Here is an 11,291-nt window from a genome sequence, read left to right on the forward strand (position 1 = left end):
GGACGTCGGAGGATCTGAGTACCGCGACAGTAACGCCGACAGGCTTCTTGTCTGGCGTCAACGTCGGCCAAACAACGATAACCGCCACTAAAGATGGTGTCACCAGTAACACAGTGAGCGTGGAGGTCAGCGCTGCGGTCATCACCGCGATTTCGGTCACACCGCCTTCGGTTTCTGTGGCCAAAGGTCAACTGACACCACTAATGGCAACCGCAACCTACAGTGATACCACTTCCTCCGATGTGAGTGATTCCGTCACTTGGACGTCGGAGGATCTGAGTACCGCGACAGTAACGCCGACAGGCTTCTTGTCTGGCGTCAACGTCGGCCAAACAACGATAACCGCCACTAAAGATGGTGTCACCAGTAACACAGTGAGCGTGGAGGTATATAGATGTACGTCCTTAGGTGCTTCTTCATGTATTGATCTATTCGATACTGGGAATGGGACGTTGTTTACCAATTCACCCTCAAAATTCTTTTTATCCTCCATTGGAGGAAGTGCAAATAATGGTTTTACGCAAGAAATTGGAACTTCTGGGCCTGCTGGAGATTTCTTTTGGTTCTCTTGGGATAATGCAAGTCGCTTATGTGTTACATATAGTAATGAGGATTTAGCAGGACGCACCAACTGGCGTTTGGCAACAAAAAATGAGTTAGAATTGCTCTTCAATACATACGGCAATATGTTCAACGCGCGCGGCTGGCCAGTCAGGTTAAATTACTGGTCAAGTGAGAGTAGAGGCCCTGGCTTTTTTAATATAGACCTCAGGAATGGCGGCGGAGGGTTGAGTCTGGGAGAAGAAGAGTTGTACGCGTCCTGCGTCTCAGTTCCCTAACGTTTAACGTATGAGTTTTTGATATTCCAACTTATAACCACCTACTTTTGCAGGTGGTTATCTTTTTCATCGATGTGCAGTCAGCTGTATCTAAAAGGATATCGCTGCAATCTTGAACGCCTGCGCTACTGCGCCTCGTCGTTACCTTTTACTGATTTCAATTAAGTTCGAGTAAGGGCTTGCTGTTTTATGTGTTGATTTCCCTTTTGACTCGCATCATTTGATGGTGCTCGCAGGCTGTTAACCTTCCTCAAAAAGAAATAAAACTCCTTATATAACAATAACATACAACTCCAACGCTCTCTAAATCGAATTTCAGCGACCAGTGTTTCGCCGCTGGCCATGAAAGCTCACCAAAAAATGATATCTATTTGGGCGCTCGTCGTTGAATAAGGCAAGCTCCGTGACGTTTTTAGTTGAGCGTCTCACTAACCCGCTCGTGAGTATAACCGTAATCTAAAGCCCAGCGATGGAGATCTTCAATCGACATAGGTTTGGCGTAGTAGTAACCTTGATGTTGAAAGACGCCTCTTAATAAAAGCCCTTTAGCTTCGAGTTTATTTTCAACTCCTTCCGCTACTAGATTGAGTTCTAATTGTTTAGCCATCTCAATATACCCATCGAGAACAGCGGACTTTCCTTCATCAATGGAGCGTGTAAACATTTTGTCTATTTTGATAGTGTCAATATCGAAATAATGCAAATAGGAGTTTCCGCCATAACCGGTACCTGCATCATCAAGGCTTATTTTAAGCCCTAATGTTTTGAGTAAGGCAATACGCTGACTGGCAAACGCTAAATTTTCAATCGGTTGGCGTTCTGTTAATTCAAGCGTCAGTTTTGAGTAGTCGTGCTGAAACCGCTTTAAATAGTGGTAAAAATCGTCATTTTGGAGGTGCAGAGGCGTGATGTTGACACTGCAATAAAACTCGGAGTTTTGACTCATCAAAGGCGATAAGTCGCGGTAAATGGTTGTAATGAGATTTTCTGTTGTTGAAATGATCTCCCCACTTTGCTCTAGATAATGGATGAACTTGCTTGGTTCTATGACACGGCCATCAGAGGGAAGCCATCGGAGTAAAGCTTCGACACCGAGCATTTTACCTGTTTGTGCGTCGACGATGGGTTGATAATAGGGGAAAAACTGGGCGTCTCGAACCGCTTTTTGAAGAGCAATTTCTTTTTTTGCGTGCCAATAGGAAACACATAACCAAAAAATGGTGAGTGAAATCATAAAGAGTAAAGTGGTAACCGGCCACAAGTTTTGCTTAAACTTCGAGAGCACTCGTGAGGTAGAGACGGAGGATTCAAAGGTAAGAGGCAGATAGTTTGAAGCAACTGAGTTCGAGTACAGGCGATCGGCCTTGGGCAAACTGCCTATTTCAAGGATAGTGTAATTTTCTTTTGGTAAAGATAAACGAATAGAGCGTTGATGGTCTAAATCCTTTTCAAGGAAAAGGTATTCCGTGCGTAATGGAAAGAGGAAACCGTATTGTCCATTCGAGCCGTATAGATAGGGGGGATGTTTTGGGGTTGTAGAGAGAGAATAAATCGCTAAACGCCACATTTCTCCTTTTAATTGTGTATTGAGTAAGTTCTTAAAATTACGTTGTTCAAATTGCTCAACACCGAAAGGAGAGCAATAGGTATAGGGCTTCTGCTTATCAAGATTAACGATGGGTATCGACATAAGTAGATGCGACACATAAAGCTTCTCTAACTGTTCGATAGTGTCAGTGGAGCATTCACCGCTAGCGACGCTGGCTTCAGAAAGAGTGGGTTTTTCAAGCCCATATTTAATCGCAACAGAAACGATTTGATCGAGGTAGTCGACGTCATGCTTAATTTCATTATGAACTTGATAAAGACTGGTGGCTAATGAAGCCAATAAGCTAAACAACAGGGCCAATAACATAACACCAGTCTTATAGACCCATTGAGGGTGGGGACTGAATAAGCGGTTTAACCAAGGGTGTCTGGAGCGCATGCTTAACTCTTTATAATTATAAATCCAACGGATTGTGTTGAGTTATCAAATGTTATTATGCGGTTTAATTAATGTTTCTTTCTATAAGAAATCCTTGATCTTAAAAGGCAAATTATAAAAGTGGAAAGCTGATCACTTTTTGTTAGGAAGTTTTAATTTTTAGGCTCTAAATCAACCCTTAAAGAAAACACTGACCGTAATCTTGGGCCGCATTAAACATATGGCTTAAATGTAAGGCTTTCTTTGTTAAAGGATCATATTTATGGCAAGCAAAACAGCCCCTATCTTCTTTAGGGTGCACTAAAGCAAACCATTGAGGGTTTTGGACATAGGTCTCCATTGTACTGTTTGATAATAACTTCGAACCCCCTATTTCATTTTTCCAAGTGGGAGGCACCTCTCCTTTATTTAAATCACTCTCGTTTGAGACTGTCCAAGATGTACCCACAAGGAAGTAGTTAGACCAAACAGATTTGCGTGATTGGTAATAATCTGACATTGCCTCGTTAAGCGCTTTTATATCTTTAGCTACTTCAGTTTTCGTTAAAACACCAACCCCATAGGGTGTTTCTCTACAGACTTGGGTAGGTTTACCAGGGAAGTAAGTATTCACTTTCTGAAAGGACATTGGGTTGAAAAATGTCCATTTACCTGATTTTTCAAAATTTGATAGGTTAGGAACATCAGCACAATCAGGAGCGTTTTCCTTGTGTTCAAATGTGGTCCAAATGAATTCAGGATGATTCCTTGTTTTTCGTACTATATGAATCCCAACCAAGCCCATTAGAACATTACTCCTTACTACCCCGTTGATCTCAACATCTCTATGAATAGTGAAAAATTTTTCAGGGTTGTCGTTATTAGATATTAATTTCCATGAGGTTTTTACTTCAGTGGAGCCTGGGGATATTTCAAACGGTGTTTTCCCACTATCAATCTCGGCGACACATTGGCTATTGTTTAATCCGTGTTTGACGATGTCATTGTAGAATTTTTTATTGACACTTTGTTGATAGAAGACCGGATTGCTTTCTTGATCGTTCAATGGGAAATTAGAGCCGGCTTGAAGGATCTCACTTTGTACTAATCCTTGATCACCTTTATTGTCCCAACTATCGGGTATCTCTTTAAATATTCTGTCTTTCGGCATCATATTCAAGAATAAATCCGATGTCTTGTCACTGGTATAATAAGCAAAAGATTGCCATGCAAACTGCATAAAACTGCAATTAGTATCGGATTTACTAGTTTCTGTAGGCTCTTGAGGTAAGGAAGGGTAATCAATCCAAGAGGAGTCCCCAGTACAGCCGGAGGCTTCTAATTCTAACGATTTTTTACTACTAACCTTATTTTCGTAAGAGTCATTCGATTGTAATGCTTCCCCTCTAATTTCTGTGGAATAACAATGTATTGGGGAGAGGAAAAACGAAGAAACTATGATTTTCTTTAAATAATTCATGATAAATCTTCTCATTCGCATTTGTTTGAGTGGCCAAACTACAATAGTTACAAATAAAACGAATCTAAATTATTTAATAATTTAGTGTGACTCTGGAGCGGCGTGTCTTCTCTGGAATTTTTTGTCTCAATCCTGTCTACGTTCATGGGTGAGGCAAGCTGATTGTAAGAACTATGCTCTATACAATATGCAACGTTATTAAACGTTTGACACTGCTCTCCCACATCCTAAACCCGACACTGGCAAAATCCAGTGTCGGGTTTAGGACCCCGCTTTTGTATAGGGCATATTAGTGTCAGCTTCTGCTGGCCTTTTTTATGTGCGGCTTCGGCACGCCTGAACATAGTCGTTTTACTTAAAAAACGTACTATCAGCATTATGGTGGGCTGGGCGAGGCAGCTTCGGCTGGCCGTTCCTATGCGCGGTAGTCCTAACCTTGTTCAGTTCACCACCCGAAGTTTAGGACCTTCTTGTGGTGATTTAATTAAGTCGCATAGGAGGCCATCATGCCTAATCTAACTATCGTTAATAAAGACATCCGCACACTTGATAATTTGTACTCGTTAAATGATTTACATAAAGCAAGTGGTGGACACAATCGACATCGTCCAAGTATTTTTATTAAGAATCAGCAAACTCAAGAACTGGTTAATGAAATTGAGCAAAGCAGTAATTCCTGCTTTGCTGTAAACACCAAACGTGGCGGTAGTAATGCGGGGACTTGGGTATGCAAAGAACTTGTTTATTCTTATGCAATGTGGGTTAGCCCTAAGTTCCATCTAAATGTCATTCGTGCGTTCGACAGTATGCCCACAGCTGCAGCTCTTCCAGCTCCAACCGTTCCGCAAGACCTCTCCTTAAACGACTTAATTTTTGAGTTGGCGAAGGCGAAAAACGTAACAACGCAAACTGTACATGCGCACTACAATTCTGTATTCAATACTAATGCTTGGTCACAAGGGCATGGTTTTGAACATGCATTGGCAAAAAGAGTACTTAAACAAGACTTAGAAAATGAATTGCGTAGTCAAATCCCAGAACTGCAGTTACTTAAGCAGCAAGCGAGAGAGTATGGCCTAGCATTGGTGGATGGAAGTGAATACCAAGGCTTTTAAGGCCGAATGCAAATGCAGCACAAGCAACTCGAGAAGTTGGTAGATGATGTAATGGCGTTAAGTCGAAATCATAGTGCGCTGACAAGACATATTTTTTGATAGGTATTACTAATATTTAGTAACTCAATGGGAAATTAGACGAGAAAAACCATATTATTGACCGGCTTTCTATCTGATAGCTCAAAATATGTCGCAATTTTGTCGCCATTGTCAATTTTGGTTTTTTGTAAGGTTTTGTTCTTAAATGATTTAATTTGCAATTGTATATAATAGCAAATTTTCTTTATTATGGGTTGAGCAGGCGAGGTTAATGACCCAATTAAGGCGTTCGAACCATGTGTTTGAACAAGTACGACTGCGAATTCGTTTATTCGGCCTTGAGAAGCGAATACAAAGAATCAGACAACGTTGGCTTTGACGCATTTTAATTTTCCAGAGTTGCGTTATTGGTTTCTCAGAAGGTGAGCGTTATTTAGCCGAGGTCAACTTTATGAATCATCATGTGTTTGCGGTCGTACAGGGTAAAGTTATTCAAACCAGTATTGAAGCAGTCTCCAATTTAGTCTTAAAAGGTAAAGAAGAGTGGCGTGATGCAGTCAGTTGTCCTTCGGAAAGGCGTTCGATAAAAATTGACACCCGTGGCGGCTACGAAAGCTCGAAAGGAATGGCTCTGACCGGCTCTCAAATCTTGTCAGAGAGAGTCAATAGTACTGATTCAGTAACGGCGCTCAACGCTCAAGATAATCTCTCTTGCTTTGTTTTTTCTAGAGGTGAGTATGGGCAAGGTGCACCGAGGGTGATGAGAGGACGGCTCATTCTGAATACGCTGCGTCTTCATCCATTTCGTGTTTGAGTCGGCTACTTGAGGAAGCGCCTTATTTGTCGAGGTGCAATGACAATAAAACCGCGATGCTCATCAGACCTCGAAACTATGAGGTCAGATGGCCGTATATGCAGGTTAATCGTAAAGATATGCAGGCGTGGATGGTGTTTGACATCGATCATGACCATCGCTCTGTCCCCAACCCCTATATTTGGCAAGATGAAGGCTTGCCACCCCCTAATCTAATCGTTCGAAACCGCACCAGTAATAAAGCCCACCTTTTTTACGCTATTGTGCCGGTTTTCACCAGCGATCAAGCACGATCCAAACCCATTCAGTACCTGTTGCCAAAACGCCCTTTCATCCTTGGTGGCAGACGACCGAACTTCACCGCAGTGTCTATGAACTCAATGAGTTAGCGGATTCTCTTGAGCTGGAGACAACGCGGCCATGGCTTCGTCAAGAGACTGATGTCTCTTATTCTCGAAACTGTACTTTGTTTGAACACACTCGCCGATACGCGTATGACATTGTCGACGAAGAAAGAGAAAAGGGCAGTTATACGAGCTTTAAACGCCGTGTCGAGAGTTTCGCTCATTATAAAAATACCTGATCAGCTTACTGCTCGAAGATCAAAAGATTTCCCTTGATTGTGATGATAAAAGGAAAAGGCTGGTAGTACCACTTGGTAAATCGCGTCAAACACATCTTGATATGGGTTGGAAGTGCCCTGCTTTTTAGATTTGGTTGTGTTAGCTAATTGGGTGAACTTGATAGTGGTAGTTCTTCAACTCTTCACTTGTTTGGCACAACTCAAATGTGAAATAAGGCTGGGTGACTAAGCACTGAGTGAACCTGTCTAATTCATTCGTATGTATAAACAGCGAAATGGGTGCAATCTGACGGTTTTCATTATCGAAGCAGTTATCGATATGTGCTCTGTCGATATAAACAACGTCCATTTCCTGTTTAGGGGTCTCTTCAATAAGTTTTGTTTCTAATCCGCTCTTCTCAAAGCGTTCTAACAAGGCATAAAGCTTATCAACGTCGTTTTGACTTTCTATCGCTGAATATTGAGATAAAACGCTTTCTAAGTGTTTTTCGATTGAGCCAAACTTATTCTTCATCAAACAAACCGTTTTAAGCTTTTTCTTGATAATGCTATATCGAGCTTGTTTGATTTTTGGCTTCAAGAAGTCAATGATGATCTTGTTTCGTTGCTCTTCTTTAACAAAGTGACTGGCAATGTTTACTTTGAAGTAAAGGTGAAGAAGAGTGTTTTCGAAGGTCGACTTAAGAAGTTGATGGTATGAATGTTCTGACATTGTTCACATGGACTATTTATTGGTGAGGGTATCTTATCATGAAAATAGCAAGGCTCTATGGCAGAAAGCTAAGTGACGTAACTTGCTAGTTGTAATGCTTAAACCGTGTACCCATCGTAGTCACAATATTTTCAATTTTAGAACTCGACTTTGATTCTAGTCTTGAGGTTAGGTTAAACAACAGGTATTGGTTGGTGAGAAGCCTAATAACTTAATTCAACGCGGCTGGTGCCATCTTCTTCAGGTTTTTTACAGCCTTGAGATTATCGATTAGTAACGGATGGATAACTTTTAATGAAAAGTGTATTACCTATGTAATACATGAGGTGTCTACTATGAAAACAAAGATCATCAGTGCAGCGAACCAAAAAGGTGGCGTTGGAAAAACCACGACTCTTGTCAATTTAGGAGCTGAGCTTACACGAAAACGAAAAGTGTTAGTCATTGACCTTGATCCTCAAGGGAACTGCTCCAAAACGTTAACCGGACAACGTGATTTTAAGTTTGAAGAGACGGTTGCTGCTTTGTTTGATAAGCCTAAAGTTGTGTCCATTGTCGATTTAATTCAACCTGCAAAGCTTAATGGGAACTCCATTGAAAACCTCTATGTTGTTCCTGCTGATGTTCAGTTGTCACGTGTCATCGAAACATCACTGACAAAGATTAATCGTGAACGAATTTTAGAGAAGCAATTGGCAAAGTTAGGTGATACCTATGATTTCATTCTTCTTGATACTCCACCAAACTTATCCCTAACGACTCTCAACGCAATCCAGGCCTCAGACCTTATTTTGATCCCTATTGATTCAGGGGCATTTTCATTGGACGGCATTAGCCCTTTACTCGAAGCTGTATCTGAAATTAAGGAGGATGAAGGTAATTATCTGATCCTGAGGAACGAGGTCGACTCAAGAAACACTATTATCAATGAGTTCATTAATGAGGAATTGGAGGTAGTACAAGATAAATTGTTACCAGTATCTGTCCGTCGTTCTGAGCATGTCGGCCAAGCTAATGCCGTTTCTTCTCCTGTGCGTTTTTATAAATCGGGCTCTCTTGTTAATAATGATTACCGTAAACTCGCTGCATTTCTTTTAAATTTAATGTAATACATAGGTAATACACATGAGCAGGTTAAAGAAACGAGGAGCGATAACAGCTATCTCTAGTGACAAGAACGAGGGTTCAAGTAAGTCGACTGGAATTACGACTGTCAAAAAGAAAGTGACGACATCTTATAAGGTGCCTCCTCTGACTCTTAGAATGTCACTGACTGATAAAGAACGGATAACTGATTGGGTAGCAAATCTGCAAGAGCAGACAGAGAGAAATGTGTCTGCAGCAAAACTGTACCGAGCCTTGGCTTTATATCGAGACAAGATCGATGATGAAGATCTCATTGAGTTGATCAACAAAATGAATTAAACATGTATTACCTATGTACTACATGCCTTATCTAAAGGCTCGTTATAGACTTTAAGCGATGTCATAGGGCCTACCTCGGACTTAACTTCAAACATTGATGAACATGACACTTGAAGAGTCTTGTTACCTGTTCTGAGCCTCATTTCCTTGTAAAGACAAACACTTTAAACGTGTCTTTATCACGATTCTTATGTTGCCTTAAGGGGCACCCTGCGGGCTAGGCCCTGACTGTCCTAAGAGCCTTAGCGCCTTGTCGTTCCCTCCTCGTTGATCTCTCTGTCTTTGAATAAGTTCGAATAAGGGCTTGTTTTCTTATGCGCCGATTTCTTTCACTCGCCTCATTTTCGGGTTCGCGGGCTGTTAACCGTCTCTCCCCACAACCTGTTTTTCAAGGGAGGCTTCGCCGCTGCGCGCCCTTGCAAAGCAGAACGATGTTGAGAGAGCGGGCAGCCAAGCGGCTCCGAAAAGTGATACTCAAACAGAAAGGAAACTCTCATGGCGCAACAAAACTCAACCCCAACTCTCTCTAATTCAAATTCATCGACCAGCGTTTCGCCGCTGGGGCACGAAAGCTCACCAAAAAATGATATCTCTAGTCCTTTGGCAGTATTGAAGTTGCGCTATCAAGTCAAAAAGTGTCGTGATGAGGTGAAAAGAAAGTCTGATTTTGTTTCCAAAATCCAGCGTTTGAAAATGTTCAGTCGTCGTCAGTCGCCAGAGCAACTGGCTGATATCGCCGCGTTAAAAGACCAAGGGTTCGTTGACGCTATCAAGCAACAGTTTCCGCAATTGGTGTCGCGTCGTTTTGCTTTCCATGAAATCCGTGACTTTTTCATCGAATTAAATGGCGCTGGCTTTGGTGAATGGTTTCTTCACGAGCGAGTGGATCACATCATTATGTACACCACTTACGGGTCTGTGTTTCCAGCGTTGCGCTTTGTGACAACGGGGGAGGGAACGTTTAAGTGCTCAGGATTTTGTTTCGATGTGCGTTTTGGCGCTTAGGGGGTCACATGACAGCTCGTTCTACGGTATCCGCTGACATATCCATGTACGTGATTTTGGTGAATTCAACCGACTTTTACTCCACCGTAAAGGCCGTCAAGGTTCATGAGATTTTGGTGAATGAGTTTGGGTATACCGACTCGTTAATACTAGAGGAAGGCAACCGAGGGAAGGGGGTGAGTATCAGTGTGTGTGATAACACTACCACCATTAAGCAGATGCGAGAAGATTACGCCTACGCCAAGAAAACGGAAAGGACGATAGAAACCACCTCCGAGCATCGCGAGTCGGCAAAGGCTTTACTCTCTTCTCTGTATGACGACTGAAGCCTGCTTATTGTGTTACGTCATCAAACACTCATAAGAGAAGGTCATTAGTGTGTCTGGATTTTGTTTCGATATTCTAGCCGTTCGCGGCATTCAAACGGGTTGTGTTTTTCGACGAGCAACGCCTTGTTCGGTCCTGTACTAAGTGGTCAACGTTATCGAGTGTGTGAGCACGTTTAGGTTCTTTTATGACAAATATGAGCGCGTCGTCGGAGGGGGAGTCCTTGGTTGAGGGGGATGCGAACATTCGGTGTGCAATCATCCAATCAAGTAAACCGAGAAAAACGCTCGTAACGAGCAGGCATTAATATTGAGTGGCGCAAGTCGAGTAACCAGCAGGGCGCCCTTTTGGTGGGGAAGGGATCTTTCTAACTGGGCGACGTGCTTTGGGTTGAGGTACTGGCTTAGGCTGTCCTTTGGCATGTTGACGCGGCTTCCTTTAAACCGTCCCATTTGAGAACCCTCGCGTTAGGGAGGCTTCGCCGCTGCGCGCCCTTGCGCTACAGAACCTGCAACTGGGTACGGACAGTCAGACGCTCACCAAGACCGAAAGGAAATACCATGTCAGCACGTGTTCAATACTCAAATGTTTCGTTATTCACATTAGAAGAAAAGGGCATCCTTGACCAGGCCGCAAGTATTCTCAAATCCAAACTGTTTATTTCAGAACAAACACCATTAACCTCGCCTGAATTGGTGAAATCGTTCTGCCAAACGTCCTTGGCCGCTTGTGAGTCTGAAGTGTTTGGGATTATCTTCCTCGATAATCAACATCGAGTGTTGCGCACCAAAGAGATGTTCTACGGTACCGTTAATGCCGCTTCGGTCTATCCGCGTGAAGTCGTGAAAGCGTCGCTGGCCACGAACGCGAGTGCGGTTATTCTCTATCATAACCACCCAAGTGGTGCGCCAAGAAGCGCATATGTAAAACGCAATGTAATTGCTTGATTTCAAGGAGTAATCAATGATTAGAAACGCATGCAACTT

General features: G+C 42.5%; 11 protein-coding genes and 1 pseudogene. 9 read left to right on the forward strand and 3 right to left on the reverse strand.

The window, feature by feature from the left end:
• Positions 1-839, forward strand: an 839-nt coding sequence (locus tag L3V35_RS24020; protein ID WP_237300768.1) for an Ig-like domain-containing protein, incomplete at its 5' end; no start/stop codon positions are given.
• Between the two features lie 412 nt (positions 840-1,251).
• On the opposite strand, the gene L3V35_RS24025 is transcribed toward L3V35_RS24020, so the two are convergent.
• Together L3V35_RS24025 and L3V35_RS24030 are read right to left on the reverse strand one after the other, a co-directional pair.
• Positions 1,252-2,826 (reverse strand): EAL domain-containing protein, encoded by a 1,575-nt coding sequence (locus L3V35_RS24025; protein WP_237300769.1) that lies wholly within the window; start codon positions 2,824-2,826, stop codon positions 1,252-1,254.
• Between the two features lie 178 nt (positions 2,827-3,004).
• Positions 3,005-4,285: a hypothetical protein gene (locus L3V35_RS24030; protein WP_237300770.1), complete on the reverse strand. Its 1,281-nt coding sequence runs from the start codon at positions 4,283-4,285 to the stop codon at positions 3,005-3,007.
• A 506-nt stretch (positions 4,286-4,791) separates the two neighbouring features.
• On the opposite strand from L3V35_RS24030, the gene L3V35_RS24035 reads away from it, so the two are divergent.
• From L3V35_RS24035 to L3V35_RS25575, 3 genes and pseudogenes are all read left to right on the forward strand, one after another.
• Positions 4,792-5,400 carry a KilA-N domain-containing protein gene (locus tag L3V35_RS24035; protein ID WP_237300771.1) on the forward strand — a complete coding sequence of 203 codons (609 nt, stop codon included), beginning with the start codon at positions 4,792-4,794 and terminating at the stop codon, positions 5,398-5,400.
• 490 nt (positions 5,401-5,890) lie between these two features.
• The gene (locus tag L3V35_RS24040) at positions 5,891-6,253 is read left to right on the forward strand and encodes a hypothetical protein (protein ID WP_237300772.1); all 363 of its coding nucleotides are present in this window, start codon (positions 5,891-5,893) and stop codon (positions 6,251-6,253) included.
• 56 nt (positions 6,254-6,309) lie between these two features.
• Positions 6,310-6,833, forward strand: a pseudogene (locus tag L3V35_RS25575) (replication initiation protein); the annotation flags it as partial.
• A gap of 142 nt (positions 6,834-6,975) precedes the next feature.
• On the opposite strand, the gene L3V35_RS24055 reads toward L3V35_RS25575, so the two are convergent.
• Positions 6,976-7,548, reverse strand: a complete 573-nt coding sequence (locus tag L3V35_RS24055) for a DUF2913 family protein (protein ID WP_171762994.1) — start codon at positions 7,546-7,548, stop codon at positions 6,976-6,978.
• 335 nt (positions 7,549-7,883) lie between these two features.
• On the opposite strand from L3V35_RS24055, the gene L3V35_RS24060 reads away from it, so the two are divergent.
• The 5 genes from L3V35_RS24060 (at position 7,884) to L3V35_RS24080 (ending at position 11,252) form a co-directional block, all read left to right on the forward strand.
• Positions 7,884-8,657: a ParA family protein gene (locus L3V35_RS24060; RefSeq protein WP_237300773.1), complete on the forward strand. Its 774-nt coding sequence runs from the start codon at positions 7,884-7,886 to the stop codon at positions 8,655-8,657.
• A gap of 16 nt (positions 8,658-8,673) precedes the next feature.
• The gene (locus L3V35_RS24065) at positions 8,674-8,973 is read left to right on the forward strand and encodes a hypothetical protein (RefSeq protein ID WP_171388398.1); all 300 of its coding nucleotides are present in this window, start codon (positions 8,674-8,676) and stop codon (positions 8,971-8,973) included.
• 495 nt (positions 8,974-9,468) lie between these two features.
• A complete protein-coding gene (locus tag L3V35_RS24070; RefSeq protein WP_048659243.1) occupies positions 9,469-9,978 on the forward strand; it encodes a hypothetical protein in 510 nt (169 codons plus the stop codon).
• Between the two features lie 8 nt (positions 9,979-9,986).
• The gene (locus L3V35_RS24075; RefSeq protein ID WP_237300774.1) at positions 9,987-10,304 is read left to right on the forward strand and encodes a hypothetical protein; all 318 of its coding nucleotides are present in this window, start codon (positions 9,987-9,989) and stop codon (positions 10,302-10,304) included.
• 561 nt (positions 10,305-10,865) lie between these two features.
• Positions 10,866-11,252, forward strand: a complete 387-nt coding sequence (locus L3V35_RS24080; protein WP_225998628.1) for a JAB domain-containing protein — start codon at positions 10,866-10,868, stop codon at positions 11,250-11,252.
• Positions 11,253-11,291: the final 39 nt, after the last annotated feature.

The sequence above is a fragment of the Vibrio sp. L5-1 genome (assembly GCF_021728315.1).
GTDB lineage: Bacteria > Pseudomonadota > Gammaproteobacteria > Enterobacterales > Vibrionaceae > Vibrio > Vibrio splendidus_K.

Coding starts and splice junctions, on each gene's coding strand:
- L3V35_RS24025 (WP_237300769.1), bottom strand. CDS start 2,826: ATGCGCTCCAGACACCCTTGGTTAAACCGCTTATTCAGTCCCCACCCT.
- L3V35_RS24030 (WP_237300770.1), bottom strand. CDS start 4,285: ATGAATTATTTAAAGAAAATCATAGTTTCTTCGTTTTTCCTCTCCCCA.
- L3V35_RS24035 (WP_237300771.1), top strand. CDS start 4,792: ATGCCTAATCTAACTATCGTTAATAAAGACATCCGCACACTTGATAAT.
- L3V35_RS24040 (WP_237300772.1), top strand. CDS start 5,891: ATGAATCATCATGTGTTTGCGGTCGTACAGGGTAAAGTTATTCAAACC.
- L3V35_RS24055 (WP_171762994.1), bottom strand. CDS start 7,548: ATGTCAGAACATTCATACCATCAACTTCTTAAGTCGACCTTCGAAAAC.
- L3V35_RS24060 (WP_237300773.1), top strand. CDS start 7,884: ATGAAAACAAAGATCATCAGTGCAGCGAACCAAAAAGGTGGCGTTGGA.
- L3V35_RS24065 (WP_171388398.1), top strand. CDS start 8,674: ATGAGCAGGTTAAAGAAACGAGGAGCGATAACAGCTATCTCTAGTGAC.
- L3V35_RS24070 (WP_048659243.1), top strand. CDS start 9,469: ATGGCGCAACAAAACTCAACCCCAACTCTCTCTAATTCAAATTCATCG.
- L3V35_RS24075 (WP_237300774.1), top strand. CDS start 9,987: ATGACAGCTCGTTCTACGGTATCCGCTGACATATCCATGTACGTGATT.
- L3V35_RS24080 (WP_225998628.1), top strand. CDS start 10,866: ATGTCAGCACGTGTTCAATACTCAAATGTTTCGTTATTCACATTAGAA.